We start from the raw sequence: 21,223 nt of genomic DNA, 5'->3' as shown, positions 1-21,223 counted from the left end.
TTACACTCCCGGCAACCAGCTCGCAAGGGAGTGCGCAACATGCTTCGCGGTATCCGTCTGGCTTTGACCCTGTGTGTGTTGCACCTGCCGCTGGCGCATGCCGGCGAGTCGCCTGCCGACCCCTTGCTCGACACCTCCGCCAGCGGCAGCGCCGAACAGAATCCCCGTGGCGTGCTGCGGGCCCGTGACCAAGCCGTGTTGTCCAGTGAACTGGCCGGGCGCATCGTCGAAATGCCCTTCGCCGATGGCCAGGACTTCAAAAAGGGCAGCACCCTGGCCCGCTTCGATTGCAGCGCCTATCAAGCCCAGCTCAATGCCGCCCAGGCCGCCGTGCGTGCCGCCAGTGAGGAACTCAGGCACAACCGCCAGTTGGCTGCCCTGAAGTCAGTCGGCCAGTTCGAGGTGTCGCTGGCCGAGGCCAAGCAGGCCCAGGCCCAGGCCGAAGCCCAGGTGTACCAGGTGCAGATCAAACGCTGTGTGATCAGCGCGCCTTTCGACGGGCGGGTGGTGCAGCGCCGAGCCCAGCCCCATGAAAGCGTGCCCAGCGGTGCGCCGTTGATCGAGGTGGTGGACAACCGCTCGCTGGAAATCCACCTGCTGGTACCCTCACGCTGGTTGGGGCGGCTCAAGCCCGGTCAGCCGTTCGAATTCGTTCCGGATGAAACCGGCAGGCCGCTGCAGGCACAGGTCAAGCGTGTCGGCGCGCGAATCGACGAAGGCAGCCAGACCCTGCAACTGATCGGTGAACTGCCCAGCGACAGCCAAGGGCTGCTGGCCGGCATGAGCGGTACCGCCCACTTCGCGCAACAGCCATGACCGCCGCTGCCGCAGGTGTGGCCGAGCATGCCTTCGCCCACTTTCTCGGTTTGCAGCGCCAGGCGCGCCAGGCCGCCAGCACCGAGCAGTTGGCTTACAGCATGGTCAATGACGGCCAGGCGTTGTTCGGCTTTCGTCATGCCGCGCTGCTGATCGCTGGCAAGGTTCGGGCGCTGACCGGCATAAGCGTGGTGGAGCCCCATGCGCCGTTCGTGGCGTTCGTCGAGCGCGCCGCTCACCGCTTGCAAAGGGCTGGATTGGCCGCTCAGGCCGCCGTGGTAGACCCGGCCAGGCTGGATGACCAGGCACTGGCCGACTGGCAATCATTGTCGGCCGCTCATGCCTATTGGTTGCCGCTGCTCGACCGCAAGGGCGACGTGTTCGGTGGCCTGTGGCTGGCCCGTGATCAAGCCTTCACCCCCGCCGAGCAGGCCCTGCTCAACCAGTTGGGCGATACCTACGCCCATGCCTGGCTGGCCCTGCACCCGGTCCGTCCCTGGCGCCTGCGCTGGCCACGGCGGCGTCTGCTGACGGTGGCCGCAGCACTGTTGCTGGTATTGCTGGTGCCGGTGCGCCAGTCGGTGCTGGCACCGGCCGAGGTCGTGCCACGGGCGGGACGGGTGGTCGCCGCGCCGCTGGACGGGGTGATCGCCGAATTTCTGGTCAAGCCCAACCAGACGGTCGCCGTTGGCGACGTGCTGGTGCGCTTCGATGCCACCACGCTCAAGGCCCAGGCCGACGTCGCCGGGCGCGCCCTCGGCGTGGCCGAGGCCGAGCTCAAAGCCAGCACCCAGCGCGCCTTCAGCGACGCCGAGTCCAATGCACGCCTCGATCTGCTGGCTGCTCGTGTGGAGCAGAAGCGTGCCGAGCTGGATTACGCCCGCCAGCTCCTCGGCCGCAGCGAGATCCGCGCCGAGCGCGCGGGGATTGCGGTGTTCGCCGATGCCGAGCGCTGGACTGGCAAGCCGGTGCAGACCGGCGAGCGCCTGATGCAACTGGCTGATCCACAGCAGGCCGAGCTGCGCCTGGAGCTGCCGGTGGGCGATGCCATCGCCTTGCAGCCTGGCGCCGAGGTGGCGCTGTTTCTCGACAGCGATCCGCTGCATCGCCATGGTGCTCGCCTGCAGCGCGCCGCCTACGAGGCCCAGGTGACTGCCGCCGGGCAGCTCGCCTACCGGCTCGACGCCGGTTTCGAGGAGGCGCCACCGCGGATCGGCCTGCGCGGGACCGCCAAGCTGTATGGCGAGCGCGCGCCGCTGGTCTACTACCTGCTGCGTCGACCACTGGCGGCATTGCGCCAGGGGCTCGGGCTATGAACCTGCCGCCGCTGCGGGCCGACCTGCAACTGTCCGCGGCGGCGCCCGGCCACGATGGCGCGCCCCAGTGGACCCTCGCCGACCCGTTGCGCGGGCGCTACTTCAAACTCGGTGCCATTGCCGTGCGGTTGCTGCAACACTGGCGTCTGGGCGACCCGCAGCATGTGCTGGCGGCGGCCAATGCCGAACCCGGCCTGGCCGTCGACCAGCAGGCGCTGGAAGAACTGTTGCTGTTCCTCGGCCAGCACGATCTGATCAGCGCCGAGGACGCCCGCCAGCGCGACAGCTATGCGACCAAGGCCGCCGCGACCCGCCAGAGCCTGTGGACGCGCGTGCTGCACCAGTACCTGTTCTTCCGGATTCCGTTGTGGCGTCCGGATGCTTTCCTCAATCGTGCCTGGCCGGTACTCGAACGTCACGGCGGCTGGATGGTGCGCGTGGCCCTGCCGCTGCTGCTGGCGTTGGGCGTGTTCCTGGTGGCGCGCGACTGGTCGCGCTTCATCGCCACCTTCCCGCACCTGTTCAGCCTGGGCGGCATCCTCGCATTCGGCGTGGCGCTGGGGTTCGCCAAGCTCTGCCACGAGTTCGGCCATGCATTCATGGCCAAGCGTGCCGGCTGCCGGGTGCAGAGCATGGGGCTGGCGTTCATGGTGCTGCTGCCGATGTTCTATACCGATGTCAGCGATGCCTGGCGGGTGCGTGACCGCCGCTCGCGGCTGCTGATCGACGCCGGCGGGGTGTTCGCCGAGCTGGTGCTGGCGGTTTTGGCGCTGCTGGCCTGGTCGCTGTTGCCCGATGGCCCGGCGCGCACGGCGGCATTCATGCTGGCCAGTGCCACCTGGATCACCACCTTGCTGGTCAACCTCAACCCGTTCATGCGCTTCGATGGCTACTTCCTGGTCAGTGACCTGTGGGGTGTCGAGAACCTGCAGCAGCGCGCCTTCGCCCTGTGTCGCTGGTGTCTGCGCGAGGCCCTGTTCGGCTATGGCGAGCCGGCTCCAGAAGCCTGGCCGCCGGTGATGCGCCGGCGATTGCTGGTCTGGGGGTATGGCGCCTGGCTATGGCGCGCGGTGTTGTTCTTCGGTATCGCCCTGGCGGTGTATCACCTGTTCTTCAAGGTGTTGGGCATCTTCCTGATGTTGGTGGAACTGGTGTGGTTCATCGGCCTGCCGGTGTGGAAGGAGCTGCAGCAGTGGTGGCTGCGCCGTGGTCAGGCGGCGCCGGGCAAGACCTTGCGGGTCGCAGCCGCGCTGGCGCTGCTGTTGGCCGTGCTGGTGGTGCCCTGGCGCGGCGCGGTGGACGTGCCGGCGATGCTCGAGGCGTCCCGGGTCAACGCCTTGCACGCGCCCGTGGCGGCTCGGGTGAAGCGTCTGCCGGTGCAAGAAGGGCAGGTAGTCGCCCAAGGTGAACTGCTGGTGGAACTGGAGTCGCCCGACCTGGCTTCGCGCCAGTCCATTGTGCGTCGCGAGATCGACATCCTGCAGTTGCTCTTGCGGCGTCAGGCCGGCCGCAGCGAGACGGCGGGCGATACCGGTGTGCTCGAGCAGCAGCTGGCCGAGGCCGTGGCCGAATATCGGGGGCTGGCGGCCCAGCGTGAACGCCTGCAACTGCGGGCGCCGCGTGCGGGGGTACTGCGTGACCTGCCGGCCGATCTGGCCCCAGGACAATGGGTCAGCCCGGCACAGACACTCGGCCGTTTGGTCGAGCCAGGCCTGCGCCTGCGGGGCTATCTGGCCGAGGCCGACCTGTGGCGCGTGGCGGTTGGCAGCGAGGGACGCTTCATCGCCGATGACCCGGGGCGGCCGGCGTTGCCGGTGCGCGTCGAGCAGGTCGATGCCACCGGCGTGGCGGTGCTGGAGCTCGAGGCGCTGGCGTCCGATCGCCATGGGCCGGTGGCCGTGCGTCGCGATGCCCAGCAGCGCGCGGAGCCGGTGCAGGCACAATACGGCGTACGCCTGAGCCCGCTGGCCGAGATGCCCGACGTGAACCAGCCACTGCGCGGGGTGGTGGTGCTCGATGGGGCCCGGGAGTCGCTGCTGGGCAGCGCCTGGCGTCGGCTGGCGGCATTGGGCGTGCGCGAGAGCGGTTTCTAGTAAGCATTCACTACGAGGGCGCTGCATGAGTGAGGTCACGTTGCCGCGTTGTTCCCGACTGGCTTTGGCCACGGACTTGCCGGCATTGCTGCAGGCATTGGCCCGGGTACGGGCCGAGGCCTGGCAGGCGCATTTCAACAGGGGGTATCACGAGGGTGACTGGAGTGGTGTGGCCTTGGTCACCGCCGAGGATGCCTCGGTGCCACTGGCTCCTGGCCTGGGCGCTCCCAAAGACCTGATCTGGTGGCAGGGCGAAGCAGCCTGGCAAGCAGTGCTGGCGCCGTTCCAGTCCTCGCTGCGCGCCGCCCGCCTGCTGCGCCTGGGGGAAGGTGCCAGGATCCACGAGCACCGCGATCCCGACCTGGGGCGCCCCGGCGGCTGCCTGCGCCTGCACATTCCTTTGCTCAGCCCGCCCGGCGTTGAATTTCTGGTGGACGACCTGCAGGTGCCGATGTGCCCCGGCGAATGCTGGTTCATCGACCTGTCGCGACCTCACCGAGTCAACAACCCCGGGCCCGGCGAACGCATCCACCTGGTGCTCGACTGCACGCCAGCCCCTTGGCTGCTGGCACTGATCGAGGAGGGGCTGGCGCGCACGCCAACGTTGCAGGTGGGCAGGGCGGGGCAGGCATTCGAACGGTTCTGTCAGCAGGTGGCCGAGTCACCGGCGTTGGCCGCACGCCTGCAGGCACTTGAGGACCCTCGAGCATTCGTCGCCGAGGCCGTGCGATTGGGCGCCGAGCACGGGCAGTTGTTTTCCGACGCAGAGGTCTTGGCCGCCATGCGCCGGGGCAAACAGGCATGGAGCGATCAATGGCGCGTATGAACACTCCGCTGGACTTTCAGGGCTGGCTGCCCATTCGCCTCTGGCAAGGTGACGCCGGCTGGCGGGTGGACTGGTGCTGGTTTGGCGAGCGGCGCCTGAGCCGGCCATTCTTCCGCGACGATGTCGACCTGGCGCTGCGCCTGCCGTTCAACCAGGCGATGCGCCGCGAAACCGATGTCCAGGCGCTGCTCGACGGGTTTGCATGCAGTCCGGGCCTGAGCCCCACGGCCCTGGTGTTCCACGCTTCACGTTGTGGTTCGACCCTGGTCGCCCAGTTGCTGGCCAGCCAGCCCCGTAACATCGTGCTGTCCGAACCTGCGCCGCTGGACAACCTGCTGCGCGCCGCGCGCCAGGATCCAGCCGCCGCAAGCTGGCAAGCCGAGGCCCTGCGCGCACTGTGCTCGGCCTATGGCCAGCGCCGCCAGGGTGACGAGCAGCAACTGCTGATCAAGCTCGACGCCTGGAGCATCTTCGACGCACCGCTGCTGACGGCGCTGTATCCCGACGCGGCCCGGGTGTTCCTCTACCGCGACCCACTGGAAATCGTTGTCTCGCAACTGCGCCAGGCGGGCATGCACCGGGTGCCGGGGCTGCTCGGTGCTTCGGGCCTCGACAGCCTGCTGCCTGCCCCCCAAGCCATGGGCGCGGTGGAATACACCTGCCGGATGATTGGAGAAATTCTCGCGGCTGGCCTAACGTTGTGCGAACGCCACGGCGCCATCGCCGTGAACTACAGCGAATTGCCCGACGCCGTCTGGGGACGCCTCGGGCCACTGTTCGGCATCCAGCCAGGCGATGTGGCAGACCTGCGCGCCGTCGCGACCTTCGACGCCAAGCAGCCGGCCATGAACTTCAGCGCCGACAGCCAGCGCAAGCGCGAGGAGGCCGGCGACGAAACACGGGCTGCGGTCAGGCGTTGGGCCCAGGCGCCTTACAACGCGTTGGAATCCATACGGTTGCGAAACGTCTAGGAAATGGCGTCAAACTACCTCGAACGGGTGTTTGAGAAAAAAGTTGGAAAGACCCTGTTCGGGTAGTGGCTATTTGCCTTGCTCTTCGGCTACGCTGCTGCAGATTGTGTAGGACAATTCACTTGGATGTGCGCCCCTCACCATGGGGTAACCTTATGCAGGGAAGCCATACCCGATGTCCATTTCCGAGGTGAGCCTCCGTCCCGTCCTGGACGTCGACCGGGCGTTCCTACGCACCCTCTATGGCACCACCCGTGCCGCCGAAATGGCCCTGCTGCCGTGGCCCCAGGCCGCCATCGATGTGTTCCTCGACCAGCAGTTCCAAGCCCAGCACGACTATTACCAAGCCCAGTTCGCCGACGCCGACTTCTTCATCATCGAAGTGGCGGGCGAGCCCATTGGCCGCGTCTACCTGCACTGGACCGACAGCCACGTGCAGTTCATCGACATGGCCCTGTTGCCCGCCTGGTGCGGGCGCGGCATCGGCAGCCGGTTGCTCGTGCAGTGGCTGGCGCAAGCCGATGCCGATGGCCTCAGCGCCGGCCTGCATGTCACCCCTCATAACCCGGCCTTGCGGCTTTACCAGCGCTGCGGGTTCGAGGTGGTCGGCGAGACCGGCCTGTCCCTGAAGATGCGCCGAGCGGCGCTCACCACTGCCATTCGTGCCTGAAGGACCAGATCCATGCATGCCATGCCCACGTTCGACGCACTGCAACAGGCCACCGGCAGCCACTTCCAGCTGTGGGTCAGCGACGAGCAGGCGCTCGAGGCGCAGCTGCTGGCCGTGACCGAGGGCCAGGCCATGTCGCCGCGTCACCAGCGTTATGCGGCGGAATTCGCCCTGCCGGCCGGCACCGAGCTGCCGCAGGCGGTGTTCCGCCTGTCGCCGCCAGGCGAGCAAGGTTGGCTGCTGTTGATGACGCCGGTGAGCCCCGATGACGATGGGCGCCCGGTGCTGGAAGCGATTTTTCACGTAGACCGGCCGCTCTGAGGGCGTCCGCCACACGCGTCATGTCCGGCGGGCCATGGGGCCCGTCTTCGCAGTGTTGTCATAGGAGAGCAGCAAATGAGTGAGCCGTTCCTCGGTCAGATCACCTTGTTCGCAGGCAACTTCGCCCCTCGGGGCTGGGCCTTCTGCCAAGGTCAGCTTCTGAGCATCGCCCAGAACACCGCGTTGTTCTCGATTCTCGGGACGACCTACGGTGGCAATGGCCAGACCACTTTCGCACTGCCTGACCTGCGTGGCCGGGCGCCTATCCAGCAAGGGACGGGGCCGGGGTTGCCGAATGTCGTGCTAGGGGAGGTGGCAGGTGCCCCAACGGCCAGCCTGACGTCACTGAACATGGCCTCGCAACCCGTCATCATCCCGGCCAGCACGGTGTCGGTCGCCATCCCCGCAGCGGAAGGCGATGCTGACCTGCCCGCACCTTCGACCAGTGGCGTGCTGGCCAAGCCCAAGGACACCACGGGCTCCGGTGCTGCGATCGACATCTATGCCTCGACCGCCAGCGACACGACGCTCAAACCGTTCAACCTCACCATTCCGGCCAGCACCGGTGCGACCACGGGGCAAAGCCAGCCCTTCTCGATCCGAAACCCCTACCTGGGTATCAACTTCATCATTGCAGTGGAAGGGCTGTTCCCGTCCCGCAACTGAGGCCGGGTAGGCAACAAGCAGGGCTGCGGGGCGCACATCGGCGCCCCGTCGTCCGTTCAGGATTTTCCAACAAGGACAGGCCGTCCTCACCCGCAAGGGCGGCACGCACAACCAGCCCCAGGGCTGAGCGAGGGCATCATGGCATTCTGGAAACGCGGCAAGGACACCCACACACCCAACGTTTCCACGAGCCGCCCGAGCCTCATCCAGGCCCTGGAGCCGCGCATGATGTTCGACGCCTCGGTGGGCGTGGTCGCCGACCAGGGCGCCCAGGCGGTCGAAGCAGTCGCAGCCGCCAGCGTGGCCAAGGACACCAGCGCCGCGAGCGATGCGGCCAGCACCCGCGACAGCGCCACCCACGAGCCCGTCCACGAGGCGGCGCCCGCCACCGCGCCGGTCACGGCAGCTTCGGGCAACCACGAAGTAGTATTCGTCGACTCCGCCGTCAGCGACTACCAGAAGCTCATTGCCGGCCTGCCCGCCGGGGTCGAAGTGGTGGTGCTGGAGAACGGCAAGGATGGTTTCAAGCAGATCGCCGATTACCTCGATGGCCGCAACGACGTGACCTCGATCGATATCATCAGCCACGGTGACAAGGGCTATGTCTACCTGGCCGGCAACGCCATCTGGGCCAACCAGCTGGCCAGCCATGGCGCGGACCTTGCGCGTATTGGCAGCAGCCTGGCGCCGGGCGGTGACATCCGGTTCTTTGCCTGCAACACCGGGGCCGGCAGCGACGGCCAGCTGTTCGTCAACGAAGTGGCGCGGCTCAGCGGTGCGGATGTAGGCGCTTCGTCCGACGCCACCGGCAACCGCGCCGGCGAGGACTGGGCGCTGGAGACCGTCTCCGGGGTGGTGGCCACGGACGTCGGCGTGCAGCGTGGCAACCTGTCGGCTTTCAACACTTCGCTTGCGACCATCACCGTCACCACCACCGATGCGTCGGCCATCACCAACGATGGCCAGGTGTCCCTGGCCGAGGCCATCCAGGCCGCGAACACCGACACCTCGGTGGACGGCTCGGCCGCAGGCAGCGGCAGCGACATCATCGTGTTCCACCAGAACCTGAAAGGGCAGACCATCCGCTGGTCCTCGGCCACGGCACTGGCGGTGACCAGCAACATCACCATCAACGGAGATGTCGACGGTGACGGCAAGGGCGACATCATCTTGAGCGGCGACGTCAACAACAACGGTACCCGCGACCCCCTCGAAGCCTCGGGCCTGCAAAGCAACAGCGGTGGCGTGCTGACCGTGCGCAACCTGGATTTCCGTCATTTCTCCAGCAACATCGCTGGCGGCGCGATCCGCGCCAACGGCGGCTCAATCACCGTCGAGGACTCCAACTTCGAGAGCAACGCCGGCACGGTGATCAACTCGGCGACCACCGCAGGATCCACCGTGGTGGTGCGCAACACCACGATCCACGACAACAGCGCCAGCATTGTCGGCGGCACCGCCATGTCGACGCTCGTGCGCCTGGGCGGCGCCAACAACCACGTGCTGGAAAACGTCGCCATCTACAACAACACCGGCACCTACGGCGCCACCGGCACGGTGGCGGCCGGCTCGATCATCGTGCTGAGCAACAGCGGGGGCACGGTGCGCATCACCAACAGCACCATTGCCAACAACGTGTTCCTCAACACCAGTACCGGTAGCATCGCCTCGGGCGGCCTCGGCTGGGTCAGCGGCCAGGCCGGCACGGTGACGGTGCAGAACAGCATTTTCACCGGCAATACCGTGAACGGCACCCAGCTCGATGCGGCCACCAATGGTGGCGTTGGCGGCGGCTACACCAGCACCACCAACTTGATCGGTACCGCGGTCAACTTCGTCAACACCGCCACCGGTGACTACCGGTTGGCCAGCACCGCCAGCAACGCCATCGACCAGGGCACCCTCGCCGGCGCACCGCTCACCGACCTGCGCGGCTTCGACCGGCCCCGTGGCGGTGGCGTTGATATCGGCGCCTACGAGGTGCTGTATTCGGCGCCGCCGGTGGTCGACCTGGACACCGGCACCGGGGGCAACGACAGCACGGTCAACTTCACCGGCAGCCCGGTGGCCATCGTGCCGAACATCAGCCTCACCCAGACCGACGGCGACACCCAGGTCAGCGGTGCGACCTTGACCCTCGGTGGCGTGCTGGACGGCGGCAACGAAACCTTGTCGCTCAGCGCCGGGCAGATCGCCACCGCGGCCAGCTACGGCATCACCATCAGCGGCTCCGGCACCACGGTGCTGTCGCTCAGCGGTGTGGCCACCCTGGCCCAGTACCGCTCGATCCTCGCCGTGGTCGCCTACGGCAACAGCACCGGGGCATACACCAGCGGCACGCGCAGCGTGACGGTCAGCGTCAATGACGACATGGGCAGCACCACCCGCACCGCTTCGGTGGTGGTCCAGCCGCCCAATGCCGCCCCGGTGATCGCCAACCTCAACGGCGACAGTCAGACCTTCTCCCAAGGCGCAGGCTCGGTGCTGCTCGACAGCGGCGGCAATGCCACCGTCACCGACAGCGACTCGGTCGACTTCGCCGGCGGCAACCTGACCGTGGCGGTGAGCGCCAACGGCGTAGCCGGCGAAGATGTGCTGGGCATTCGCAACCAGGGCAATGGCGCCGGGCAGATCGGCGTCAGCGGCAACACGGTCAGCTACGGCGGCGTGGCCATCGGCACCTATACCGGAGGCACGGGGGGCGCAAACCTGGTGCTGACATTCAACGGCAATGCCACGGCGGCGGCGGTCCAGGCGGTGGTGCGCAACCTCACCTACGACAACAGCAATGCCGCCAACAGCATCGGCCAGGCCACCCGTACCTTGTCGGTCACGGTCAACGATGGCGACGGTGGCACTTCGAGCGCGGCATCGGTGTCGGTGGCCATCCACGAGACCGTCCCGCCCACCGCCACCATCACACTCAGCGACACGGCCCTCAAAGTGGGCGAGACCGCGACGGTGACGATCACCTTCAGCGAGGTGGTGACCGGCTTCACCAATGCCGACCTGACGGTGGCCAACGGCACCTTGAGCGCGGTGTCCAGCAGCGATGGCGGCAAGACCTGGACCGCCACCTTCACCCCGACCAACAACCTCACCAATGCCAGCAACGTCATCACCCTGAACAACGCGGGCGTCACCGATCTGGCCGGCAATGCTGGCGCCGGCACCACCAGCTCGGCCAACTACAGCATCGATACCATGCGCCCGACCGCGACCATCGTGGTCACCGACAGCAACCTGACCATCGGTGAAACCTCGCTGGTGACCATCACCTTCAGCGAGGCGGTGACCGGCTTCACCAATGCCGACCTGAACGTGGCCAATGGCACCTTGAGCGCGGTGTCCAGCAGTGATGGCGGCATCACCTGGACGGCGACGTTTACCCCGACCAGCGCCATCACCGACGCGACCAACCTCATCACCCTGGACAACACCGGCGTGACCGACCTGGCGGGTAACGCCGGCAGCGGCACCACCAACTCGAACAACTATGCCATCGATACCGTGCGCCCGAGTGCGACCATCGTGGTGGCCGACAGCAGCCTGAGGATCGGTGAAACGTCGTTGGTGACCATCACCTTCAGCGAGGCGGTGACCGGCTTCACCAATGCTGACCTGACCGTGGCCAACGGCACCTTGAGCGCGGTGTCCAGCAGTGATGGCGGCATCACCTGGACGGCGACCTTCACGCCGACCAGCGCCATCACCGACGCGACCAACGTCATCACCCTGGACAACACTGGGGTGACCGATGCCGCCGGCAACGCTGGGGCCGGTACCACCGACTCGAACAACTTCGCCATCGACACCCAGCGCCCGACCGCGACCATCGCGGTGGCCGACAGCAACCTGGCCATCGGCCAGACGTCGCTGGTAACCATCACCTTCAGCGAGGCGGTGACCGGCTTCAGCAATGCCGACCTGAGCGTGGCCAACGGCACCCTGAGCGCGGTGTCCAGTAGCGATGGTGGCATCACCTGGACGGCGACCTTTACCCCGACCAGTGCTATCACCGACGCGACCAACGTCATCACCCTGGACAACACTGGGGTGACTGATGCCGCCGGCAACGCTGGCGCCGGGACCACCGACTCGAACAACTACGCCATCGACACTCAGCGCCCGACCGCGACCATCGTGATGGCCGACAGCAACCTGACCGTGGGTGAGACCACCACGGTGACCATCACCTTCAGCGAAGCGGTGAGCGGCTTCACCCTGGCCGACCTGACGGCGCCCAACGGCACCTTGAGCGGGCTGTCCAGCAGCGACGGCGGCATCACCTGGACGGCCACCTTTACCCCGACGGTCAACGTGCAGGACACCACCAACGTCATCACCTTGAACAACACCGGGGTGGCCGACTTGGCCGGCAACGTCGGTGCCGGTACCACCAGCTCCGCCAACTACACAGTCAGTACCCTGCAGCCCACGGCGACGGTGGTGGTGAGCAACCCGGCCCTGCGCGTGGGTGAAACCAGCCAGGTGACCTTCACCTTCAGCGAGGCGGTGACCGGCTTCACCAATGCCGACCTGACGGTGGCCAACGGCACCCTGAGTGCGGTGTCCAGCAGCGACGGCGGCATCACCTGGACCGCCACCTTCACCCCTACCAACAACATCACCGACAGCACCAACCTGATTACCCTCGACAACAGTGGCGTGGTAGGCGCGAGCAGTGGCAATGCCGGCTCCGGCACCACGAACTCGAACAACTACGCCATCGACACCCAGCGCCCGACCGCCACCATCGTGGTGGCCGACAGCAACCTGGCCATCGGCCAGACGTCACTGGTGACCATCACCTTCAGCGAGGCGGTGACCGGCTTCACCAATGCCGACCTGACGATCGCCAACGGCACCCTGAGCGCGGTGAGCAGCAGCGACGGCGGCGTGACCTGGACCGCGACCCTGACCCCGGCCGCCGGTATCACCGACACCAGCAACCTGATCACCCTGGACAACACAGGCGTGACGGATATCGCGGGCAACGCCGGCACCGGCAGCACCGATTCGAACAACTACGCCATCGACAGCCAGCGCCCGACAGCCACTATCGTGATCGCCGACCCCAATCTGACAGCGGGGGAGACCACCACGGTAACCTTCACCTTCAGCGAAGCGGTGACCGGTTTCACCAACGCCGACCTCTCGGTGGCCAATGGCACCCTGAGCGCCGTGAGCAGCAGCGACGGCGGTATCACCTGGACTGCCACCTTCACCCCGAGCAATGGGGTGAGGGACCTCAGCAATGTGATCACCCTGAACAACACCGGTGTCAGCGACCTGGCCGGCAACGCCGGTGTCGGCACTACCTCGTCGGCCAACTACACAGTCGACACCGTCGTCCCCACGGCCACCGTCGTGGTCGCCGACACGGCCCTGCGCGTTGGCGAGACATCTCTGGTGACCATCACCTTCAGCGAAGCGGTCAGCGGTTTTACCCTGGCCGACCTGAGCGTGGCCAACGGTACCTTGAGCGGGTTGAGCAGCAGCGATGGCGGCATCACCTGGACCGCGACCCTGACCCCAACCAGCAATGTCGAGGACACCAGCAACCTGATCTCCCTGGACAACACCGGCGTCGTGGATGCGAGCTCCGGCAACGCCGGGATAGGCAGCACCGACTCCAACAACTATGCCATCGACACCCGAGCGCCCAGCGTGACCAGCGTCGGAGGCCCGGCCGGGGTTTCCTACAACGCAGGCGACGCCCTGGTGTTCGTGGTCAACGCCAGCGAAGCTGTGCAGGTGGCGGGTTCGCCGCGCCTGGCCCTGGACATCGGCGGCCACACGGTGTTCGCCGACCTGGTGGCTGGGGCCGGCACCACGACCCTGGTGTTCCAGTACACCATCCAGCCCGGCGACAACGACAGCGATGGTGTCACCGTCACCGGTCTCACCGCCAATGGCGCGACCCTGACCGACGCAGCGGGCAACGCCATGAACCTGACCCTCAATGGTGTGTCCGACACCCATCAGGTGCTGGTCGACACCCAGGCGCCGACAGCGGTCGGTATCGTCACCCTCGACCCGTCGCCGAGCAATGCACAGAGTGTGCGTTTCACGGTGACCTTCAGTGAACAAGTCAGCGGTGTCGACCTGGCCGACTTCACGCTGGTCGGCAGTGGCTCGGCATCCGGCACGCTCAGTGGCCTGCAAGCGCTGGGCGGCGGTGTCTATGTGATCACCGTCAGCGGTGTGAGCGGGACCGGTACCTTGGGCCTGAACCTCAATGGCAGTGCGACCGACATCACCGACGTGGCTGGCAACGCGTTGGTAGGGGGGCTCACCGGTGCCGTGTACAGCATCGACCGCGATGCCCCCACGGTGGGCAGTGTCAGTGTGCCGGTCGGCGTCCTCTACAACACCGGCGATGTGCTCACCTTCGTGGTCAACACCAGCGAAGCGGTGGTGGTCGACGGGGTACCCCGTCTTGCCTTGGATGTGGGCGGGCGCACGGTGTACGCCGACTTCGTGGCCGGCTCGGGCACGCCGACACTGGTATTCCAATATCAAGTCCAGGCCGGTGACAACGATGCCGACGGCATCCAGGTGCTGGGGCTGTCGGCCAACGGGGCGAGCCTGAGGGACGCCGCCGGCAACGCGCTGACACCGGCTCTTGAAAATGTCGGTGACACCCATGGTGTGGTCGTCGATGGTACGCCACCCACCGTGGTGTCGATCGTGGCCAACCCCTCGCCGACACCAGGTGGCCAGTCGTTTACCGTGACCTTCAGTGAGGATGTCAGCGGTGTCGACCTGGCAGACTTCGAGCTGGTGGGCAATGGCAACGCCAGCGGCACCCTGCAATCGCTGGTGCGTCTCGACGGTCGCACCTGGCAAATCAACGTCGGCGGTGTGGCCGGCGCCGGTAGCCTGGCCCTGGCGCTCAGATCCAGTGGTACCGGCATTACCGATGCTGCGGGCAACGCGCTGGTCGGCGGCTTTATCGGGCAAGGCGTGGCCCTGCAGTCGAACGACGGTGATCCGGAGTTCCGGGCCTATCCGCCCGCGCAGCCGGTGCAGGTCAGCCCGGGCATGCCTGTGTCGGTCTCGCACCTGCCGGTGACCGCGCCATACCAGTCACCGCTGTTGCCACAACCGTTGTTCGAGGTTCCGACATCGGGTGGCGGGCTGCCGACCTTGGGCAACCTGTTCATCCAGAACGGCGCGCTGGCGCCGAGCTATCTGGCCCAGGTATTCGCCGGTCACCAGGGTGACAGTGCCATCGGCAATGGTTCTGGGGCCGGCTTCCTCGGCTTTGGCGGTGGGGACGCCAATGTCTTCGGGGCCAGCAGCCTGGCCAACATCTTCGACAAGACGCTGCCGGATGACGGTGGCCAGTTCGAGCTCAGCGGCGGCAAGCCGTTCCGCCAGGGAGCGGAGGCAGAGAAGGGTTTGACCGGGGCTCCAACCCTGGGGCAGCAACTGCAGGCCTTCCGGGAGGGGGAGCAACGTCAGGCCAGGCAACTGGCGCAGGCGTTGGGGCAGGTAGAGGTACCCGCGCCGCAGGCATGAGCCAGCGGACGCAAGCTATCCATTAGAAGAACAGCAGTGCCGTACCAAGGGGGCGGACAGGGATGAGCAGAGCATCGAGGATTTTCGCGGTAAGCGTGCTGGCGTTGGCGGTGACGGGGTGCGCGGTCAAGACCCAGCCCATTGACCGCAGCGTCAGCGAGCAGCGGGCAAAGGCCGACCTGGCCAGTATGTTCAAAGGCCAGGAGGCGCTGCACGGGCCGCTGACGTTGCACCAGGCCATGGCCAGGGCGGTCAAGTACAACCTGGAGGCCCGCCTGAAAGTCATGGAGGAGGCCCTGGCCCAGCGCCAGGTTGACCTGGCCAGCTTCGACATGCTGCCACGCATGGCCCTGTCGGCCGGTTATGCCGGGCGCAGTAACGTCAGCGCGTCGAGCAGCCGTAGCGTGCTGACCAACACCCAGTCCCTGGAGCCGTCGACCTCCCAGGACCGTGACCGCGACGTGGCCGACCTGACCATGGTCTGGAACGTTCTCGACTTCGGCGTCAGCTACGTCAGCGCCAAGCAGCAGGGCGACCAGCGCCTGATCGTGCAGGAGCGTCGGCGCAAGGTGGTGCAGACCATCATCCAGGACGTGCGCTCGGCCTATTGGCGGGCCGTGGCTGCCGAACGCCTGCTCAAGCAGATCGATGCGCTGATGGTGCGCGTCGACCAGGCCAGGGACAACAGCCAGCGTCTGGGCGAGCAACGCATCGGCGATCCGATCCAGGCGCTTGGCTACCAGCGCGCGCTGATCGAGGCCACCCGCCAGTTGGAAGAGCAACGTCGGGCCTTGTCGCTGGCCAAGACCGAGCTGGGCGCGTTGATCAACCTGCCGCCCGGCACCGAGCTGACCCTCGCCGCCACCGACGACTACAGCGTGCCGGAGCTCAAGGTGGGCCTCGAAGCGCTGGAGCAGCAGGCCTTGGCGACCCGTCCCGAGCTGCGTGAGCAGGACTATCAGGCACGTATCAGTGCCGCCGAGGTGCGCAAGTCGATGCTGCGCATGTTGCCGGGGTTGGAGTTTTCGGCCGGCGGTCACTACGACAGCAACAGCTTCCTGATCAACCAGCATTGGGCCGATTATGGCGTGAAGGTCACCTGGAACCTGTTCAACGTGCTGTCGGGGCCTGCCTCCATAGATGTGGCCAAGGCCGGCGAGCAGGTGGTCGAGGCACGGCGCCAGGCCATGTCCATGGCTATCCTGGCACAGTTGTACGTGGCCAACGCCAACTACAATGAAGCCCGTCGCCAGTTCACCACCAGCCAGCAACTGGTGAGCCTCGACCAGCAGATCGTCGAGCAACTGCGTAACCGCCACCAGGCACAAGGGATCGGCGAGCTCGAGCTGATCCAGGGCGAGCTGAACGCGCTGCAGGCCGACCTGCGTCGCGATTTGGCTTATGCCGAGCTGCGCAACAGTTATGGCCAGCTGTTCGCCAGCGCCGGCCTCGACCCGCTGCCGCAGAGCCTGCCGTCCAATGAGCTGGCCGATATTGCCCAGGCCTTGAGCAACAATGAGGCGCGCTGGCAGCGTGGCGATATCGCCCCGGGCAGCTGAGCGCAACCAGCAGGCGCGGGGCCAGCCCGCGCCTACTGCGGTTGGTACAGTACCCGCTGCTGTACGTACGCCAGCAGTTGCGCCGTTGCTATCGACAGCGGCACGTGTGCCGTCTCCACCACCAGCTCCGGCCGCTCCGGCACTTCGTAGGGCGCATCGATCCCGGTAAAGGCCGCCAGCTCTCCCGCTCGGGCGCGGCGATACAGGCCCTTGGGATCGCGGGCCTCGCAGGTGGCCAGATCAGCGTTGACGTGCACCTCGTGGAAGCCCGCCTTGCAGGCCTGGCGTGCGGCGGCGCGCCCCGCGCGATAAGGTGAGATCAACGCGGCGATGCATATCAGCCCGGCATCGGCGAACAGCGCCGCCACCTCGGCTGTGCGGCGGATGTTTTCATGGCGATCCTCGGGTGAGAAACCCAAGTCGGCATTTAGCCCTGTGCGTAATACATCACCGTCGAGCACGTAGCAGCCATGTCCCAGCTCTTGGAGCTCTCGGGCCAGGGCCTGGGCCAGTGTCGACTTTCCCGCGCCTGAGAGTCCGGTAAGCCAGATGACTGCGCCAGATCGGGCACGTGCCGGTGGATGTTCATCGCTTCCTGCGTGATGCACCTTGGGCGTCTCCGAAAGGGGGAGGGGCCCAGTGTACTGCGCGGCGTGGTGGTATGTCAGTGGCCGGAAAACAGCAGTTGGGCAACGCTTGGATCGGTCAGCAGGTGGGCGGGGTCATGGCCAATGCCCGGCAGTACGTACTGGCGATGCGCGAGCGCTATCGACCAGCGCTGGGAAAGTAAAGCCTCGTAGCGCAGGTAGTTGAGTTGCCGCTCGACCCGGTCACGGCCCTGGGCCTGGGCTGCACAGCTGCGGTCCATGATCCGGCTGTGCGGGTGACGGTCGCGCTCGCCGACCAGGTAGGTCACGTCGCGTGCGGCGTAGCGGCTGAGCACCTGGCGGGCATCGAGATGCTGCGTGGCGAAGTAGTCCGGTGCGCCCGGCAGGCCATAGCGGTAACGGTCGTAGTCGGGGCACTGCGCGGCAGCTAAAGGGGCGAAGCCTTCGCCAAGGGGGCGGTTGGCATCCAGGTACAGGTAGGTGGAGGGGCTGGCGACAATGTAGCGCACGTGGATCCCAAGGGCTCGCAGCGCCTGGTCGCCCGTGCCGAGCAGCGTGTAGCGCTGCAACAGTTGGCCGCCGGCGGAATGACCGATCAACGTGATGTCTTCAAGGTGTGGAAATCGATGACGATCGCCAAGGTAGGCGAGAAGGTCGTCGAGCACCGCGAATGCTGAGATGCCGGTGCGTCCGGCCACGGACTCGTGGCCCTGCAGCCATTGGTTTTTTACCCACAAGGGCGCAGTGGGCGTTGTCTGGGGATCGTCTTCGCTGAAGAAGCGGGGGGCCAGCAGCAGCGTGTCGTCCTGGGTGAGTCCCGCATTGCCGAGCAGGATCAGGCCGTTGCGATAGTAGTGGTCGGCATCACGGTGCACGCCATGGAGCACGATCACTGCGTGTTGGACCGGCAGGCGGATGTCGAGCCTGACATTGGCATAGGTGAAGAAAGGGTAGGGCGCAGGCTTGCCCAGCGCCATCGTCTGCATGGCGTCGCCGGCCCACGCGGGCCAGGCCAGGCAGGCGAGCAACGCCAGCAGCACTCGATAACCGGTACGTAGTTGATCATTTGGCACCTTGGCGCACTCCTTCTATATAGCGCAGCACTGCGGGCGACTTTTCGAAGCGGCGGTGCACCAGGCTCAGCCATGAACTTGCCTGGGCGTCGGCGATGGGCCGGTAGTTGACCTGGGGCAAACTGATACGCTGGACCACCGACGCCGGTACCACGGCCACGCCCTGGCCCAGTGACACCAGGGTGAGTACCGCCACCAGGCTGCCCGGTTGCGGCCCCAGGCGCGGGGTGAAGTTGCCCTGGGTGGCAATTGCCAGTGTGCCGGAGATCTGCTCGGGCAAGATGAAGGTTTCGTCGGCCAGGCGTGAGGCCGAGATGGTCTTCAGTTCGTTGAGGCGCGAGCTGGCCGGTAGCGCCAGGACGAAATCTTCCTGATGCAAGGCGACGGCTTTCAGGGGCTGCGGCAGCTCCATCGGTGAACGCAAGTAGGCGAGGTCGAGTTGCCCCTCGTCGACAAGAGAGGGGAGCTCGAGCATGGGCACTTCGCGAATGTTCAGCTGTACGTCGGGATAGGCCTGGACAAACCGACTGACCTGTTGCTGCAGGGTACCGGAGTAAGCTGCCGAGGCAACGTAGCCGAGTTCGATCCTCCCACTGTCGCCGCGACCTGCACGCTGCGCACCCAACTGTGCTGCGTCGAACTGCTGCACCGCCTGTTCGGCCTCGGTAAGCAAGGCACGGCCGGCGGCGGTGAGGCTTACCTCGCGCTGGCTGCGTTCGAACAGCCGCACTCCCAGCTCACGCTCCATGTCCTGGATCTGCCGGCTCAGGGTCGGCGGGGCGATGCCCAGTTGCTCGGCGGCGCGGGTGAAGTGGCCGTGACGGGCGACGGCAAGGAAGTAGCGGAAGTGACGTATCTCCATGGGGCCTCGTTAGCCAGGCGCTAATGACGCGGGACGTGCTGGCTAACAAGCCAGGTGCCCGGCGGCGTTATGGTGAAGGCAACACTACAAGGCTGGCGTCGTGGCGGTAAAGCGGCGACGACCCGCCTGCTCTTTGTAACGGAGCCTTCATGCCTGCCGCCGCCTCACCGCGCTTCACCCTGTTCACCGCCTCGGCGGTGTGCGCCTTGATCATCCTCGACACCAACATCGTCGCGGTTAGCCTGCCCAGCATTGCCCGTGATCTGTCCGGCTCGTTCAGCGACATCGAATGGGTGGTCAGTGCGTATTTGCTGGCGTTCGCTGCCTGTCTGCTACCCGCTGGCAGCCTGGCCGACCGCTTCGGCAGGCGGCGCATGCTGCTGCTCGGCCTGGCGCTGTTCGGCGCTGCCTCGCTGGCGTGCGGCGCCGCGCCCAGCCTGTTGTTCCTTGATCTGGCCCGCGCAGCCAAGGGCATCGGTGCCGCGTTGTTGCTGACTGCCGCGCTGGCCGCCATCGGCCACCGTTTCCACGCACCGCAGGAACGCATGCGGGCCTGGGCCTTCTGGGGCGCCTGCATGGGCGCGACCATCACCTTCGCACCGCTGCTCGGTGGGCTGATCGCCAGTACCTTGGGCTGGCGCTGGATCTTCTATATCAACCTGCCGCTGGTGATCGTGCTGGCGTTCATGGTCGCAAGCAGTATCGAGGAGTCCCGCGACGGTTTGGCGGCGCGGTTCGATCCACTGGGCAGCCTGACTTTCGCCGGTGGCCTGGGCTACCTGACCTGGGCCTTGATCGACGCCAATCGGGTTGGTTGGGATAGCGCCCCCACGTTGGGGCGTCTGCTGATCGGCGTGTTCCTGCTTGGCTTGTTCGTGATGGTCGAGCGCAGCCAGGCGCGGCCGATGGTCGACCTCGGCCTGATGCGCAGCGGGCGTTTCATCGGGGCCTTGCTGGGGATGCTCGCCTATGCCGCCTGTGCGCAGGTGATGATGACCTTGCTGCCGCTGTACCTGCAGAGCGGCTTGCAGCTCTCGGCCCTGGCCGCGGGCGCGGGCATGCTGCCGTTCGCCGTGGCCATGCTGCTCACGCCTCGGCTGGGCATGCGCATGGCTGCGCGCCTGTCGCCGGCCCAGGTGTTCGCATTGGGGTTGGTCCTGGTCGGGGTGGGCAACCTGGCCTGCGCCTGGGCCACCGGCCAGAGTGGCTATGCCGCGTTCGCCCTGGCCAGTGTCGTGCTGGGCGCCGGAGCCGGGCTGCTCAATGGCGATACGCAGAAGAACATCATGGCCTGCGTGCCGCGTGAGCGCACCGGTATGGCTTCGGGGCTGAGCACAACCACGCGCTTCGGGGCCATCGTCCTTGCCATAGGCATTCTCGGCGGCATCCTTGCGGCGCGCAGTGGGCAACTGCTGCGCGATGCCCTGACGCTCCAGGCACCCGAGGCGTTGGGTGTGGCGGGGGAGATGGCTACGCGGGTGGCAGCGGGGGATCTGCATGCCGCGTTGGCGTTGCTCGACCCAAGGTTGAGAGAGGTGGCGGCACCACTGGCGCACCAGGCGTTCATCGGCGGCTTCGAGGCGGTGCTGTGCAGCGCGGGTGTCGCGGCGCTGATTTTTGCGGTGCTGGTGGGGGTATTGCTGAACAAGCCCTTGCCGATCGGTGAGGCTCCTCATCAGACAGCGCCGGACATTGCAAATATATGAAATAAACGGTTGACGGGCTTTCAGATCCCCTTATAATGCGCCCCACTTCCAGCGACATCGGAACGAAAAACTCCTTGAATATCAATGAGTTGATTGTTGAAGAGGGTGGCGGAAGTGCTTCGATCATCTGATCGGCAGCGGTGAAAAAGGCAGTTGACAGCAGGTTGTAACGCTGTATGATTCGCCTCCCGCTATGAGAGATCGCAGCG

At 66.4% G+C, this 21,223-nt stretch carries 14 protein-coding genes; 11 read left to right on the top strand and 3 right to left on the bottom strand.

Annotated features, from left to right (window positions below; genetic code table 11):
• Positions 1-39: 39 nt before the first annotated feature.
• The 10 genes from ACVWZ5_RS16640 (at position 40) to ACVWZ5_RS16595 (ending at position 16,765) form a co-directional block, all read left to right on the top strand.
• Positions 40-816: an efflux RND transporter periplasmic adaptor subunit gene (locus tag ACVWZ5_RS16640; protein WP_096049279.1), complete on the top strand. Its 777-nt coding sequence runs from the start codon at positions 40-42 to the stop codon at positions 814-816.
• Complete coding sequence (locus tag ACVWZ5_RS16635) at positions 813-2,132, top strand: efflux RND transporter periplasmic adaptor subunit (protein ID WP_084941848.1); 1,320 nt, start codon at positions 813-815, stop codon at positions 2,130-2,132. The genes ACVWZ5_RS16640 and ACVWZ5_RS16635 overlap by 4 nt, the downstream gene beginning before the upstream one ends.
• Complete coding sequence (locus ACVWZ5_RS16630; protein WP_084941849.1) at positions 2,129-4,225, top strand: HlyD family efflux transporter periplasmic adaptor subunit; 2,097 nt, start codon at positions 2,129-2,131, stop codon at positions 4,223-4,225. The genes ACVWZ5_RS16635 and ACVWZ5_RS16630 overlap by 4 nt, the downstream gene beginning before the upstream one ends.
• A 25-nt stretch (positions 4,226-4,250) precedes the next feature.
• Positions 4,251-5,051: an aspartyl/asparaginyl beta-hydroxylase domain-containing protein gene (locus tag ACVWZ5_RS16625; protein ID WP_062575269.1), complete on the top strand. Its 801-nt coding sequence runs from the start codon at positions 4,251-4,253 to the stop codon at positions 5,049-5,051.
• Entirely contained in the window at positions 5,039-6,022 is a 984-nt protein-coding gene (locus tag ACVWZ5_RS16620; protein ID WP_457340734.1) for a sulfotransferase, read from the top strand. Before ACVWZ5_RS16625 ends, ACVWZ5_RS16620 begins: the two co-directional genes overlap by 13 nt.
• Before the next feature lie 175 nt (positions 6,023-6,197).
• A complete protein-coding gene (locus ACVWZ5_RS16615; protein ID WP_062575267.1) occupies positions 6,198-6,692 on the top strand; it encodes a GNAT family N-acetyltransferase in 495 nt (164 codons plus the stop codon).
• A 12-nt stretch (positions 6,693-6,704) separates the two neighbouring features.
• Positions 6,705-7,013, top strand: a complete 309-nt coding sequence (locus ACVWZ5_RS16610; RefSeq protein ID WP_028692047.1) for a DUF6916 family protein — start codon at positions 6,705-6,707, stop codon at positions 7,011-7,013.
• A gap of 75 nt (positions 7,014-7,088) precedes the next feature.
• Positions 7,089-7,679 (top strand): phage tail protein, encoded by a 591-nt coding sequence (locus ACVWZ5_RS16605; protein ID WP_028692046.1) that lies wholly within the window; start codon positions 7,089-7,091, stop codon positions 7,677-7,679.
• Between the two features lie 138 nt (positions 7,680-7,817).
• On the top strand, positions 7,818-15,206 hold the full coding sequence (locus ACVWZ5_RS16600) for an Ig-like domain-containing protein (protein WP_336197382.1): 7,389 nt from the start codon (positions 7,818-7,820) through the stop codon (positions 15,204-15,206).
• A gap of 62 nt (positions 15,207-15,268) precedes the next feature.
• Positions 15,269-16,765 (top strand): TolC family protein, encoded by a 1,497-nt coding sequence (locus ACVWZ5_RS16595; RefSeq protein WP_028692044.1) that lies wholly within the window; start codon positions 15,269-15,271, stop codon positions 16,763-16,765.
• 32 nt (positions 16,766-16,797) lie between these two features.
• On the opposite strand, the gene cysC is transcribed toward ACVWZ5_RS16595, so the two are convergent.
• The 3 genes from cysC to ACVWZ5_RS16580 are packed head-to-tail and all read right to left on the bottom strand — an operon-like array spanning position 16,798 to position 19,308.
• Positions 16,798-17,373: an adenylyl-sulfate kinase gene (gene cysC, locus ACVWZ5_RS16590; protein ID WP_081100349.1), complete on the bottom strand. Its 576-nt coding sequence runs from the start codon at positions 17,371-17,373 to the stop codon at positions 16,798-16,800.
• A 56-nt stretch (positions 17,374-17,429) separates the two neighbouring features.
• Complete coding sequence (locus ACVWZ5_RS16585; RefSeq protein WP_069016248.1) at positions 17,430-18,446, bottom strand: hypothetical protein; 1,017 nt, start codon at positions 18,444-18,446, stop codon at positions 17,430-17,432.
• Positions 18,436-19,308, bottom strand: a complete 873-nt coding sequence (locus tag ACVWZ5_RS16580; protein ID WP_062575265.1) for a LysR family transcriptional regulator — start codon at positions 19,306-19,308, stop codon at positions 18,436-18,438. The genes ACVWZ5_RS16585 and ACVWZ5_RS16580 overlap by 11 nt, the downstream gene beginning before the upstream one ends.
• Before the next feature lie 149 nt (positions 19,309-19,457).
• Here ACVWZ5_RS16580 and ACVWZ5_RS16575 point away from each other — a divergent pair, with 149 nt between their 5' ends.
• Complete coding sequence (locus tag ACVWZ5_RS16575; protein ID WP_084941851.1) at positions 19,458-21,014, top strand: MFS transporter; 1,557 nt, start codon at positions 19,458-19,460, stop codon at positions 21,012-21,014.
• The last annotated feature ends 209 nt before the right edge of the window (positions 21,015-21,223 follow it).

The sequence above is a fragment of the Pseudomonas sp. TE6283 genome (assembly GCF_054060555.1).
This window is presented reverse-complemented; position numbering and strand designations above follow the sequence as displayed.

Coding starts and splice junctions, on each gene's coding strand:
- ACVWZ5_RS16640 (WP_096049279.1), top strand. CDS start 40: ATGCTTCGCGGTATCCGTCTGGCTTTGACCCTGTGTGTGTTGCACCTG.
- ACVWZ5_RS16635 (WP_084941848.1), top strand. CDS start 813: ATGACCGCCGCTGCCGCAGGTGTGGCCGAGCATGCCTTCGCCCACTTT.
- ACVWZ5_RS16630 (WP_084941849.1), top strand. CDS start 2,129: ATGAACCTGCCGCCGCTGCGGGCCGACCTGCAACTGTCCGCGGCGGCG.
- ACVWZ5_RS16625 (WP_062575269.1), top strand. CDS start 4,251: ATGAGTGAGGTCACGTTGCCGCGTTGTTCCCGACTGGCTTTGGCCACG.
- ACVWZ5_RS16620 (WP_457340734.1), top strand. CDS start 5,039: ATGGCGCGTATGAACACTCCGCTGGACTTTCAGGGCTGGCTGCCCATT.
- ACVWZ5_RS16615 (WP_062575267.1), top strand. CDS start 6,198: ATGTCCATTTCCGAGGTGAGCCTCCGTCCCGTCCTGGACGTCGACCGG.
- ACVWZ5_RS16610 (WP_028692047.1), top strand. CDS start 6,705: ATGCATGCCATGCCCACGTTCGACGCACTGCAACAGGCCACCGGCAGC.
- ACVWZ5_RS16605 (WP_028692046.1), top strand. CDS start 7,089: ATGAGTGAGCCGTTCCTCGGTCAGATCACCTTGTTCGCAGGCAACTTC.
- ACVWZ5_RS16600 (WP_336197382.1), top strand. CDS start 7,818: ATGGCATTCTGGAAACGCGGCAAGGACACCCACACACCCAACGTTTCC.
- ACVWZ5_RS16595 (WP_028692044.1), top strand. CDS start 15,269: ATGAGCAGAGCATCGAGGATTTTCGCGGTAAGCGTGCTGGCGTTGGCG.
- ACVWZ5_RS16580 (WP_062575265.1), bottom strand. CDS start 19,308: ATGGAGATACGTCACTTCCGCTACTTCCTTGCCGTCGCCCGTCACGGC.
- ACVWZ5_RS16575 (WP_084941851.1), top strand. CDS start 19,458: ATGCCTGCCGCCGCCTCACCGCGCTTCACCCTGTTCACCGCCTCGGCG.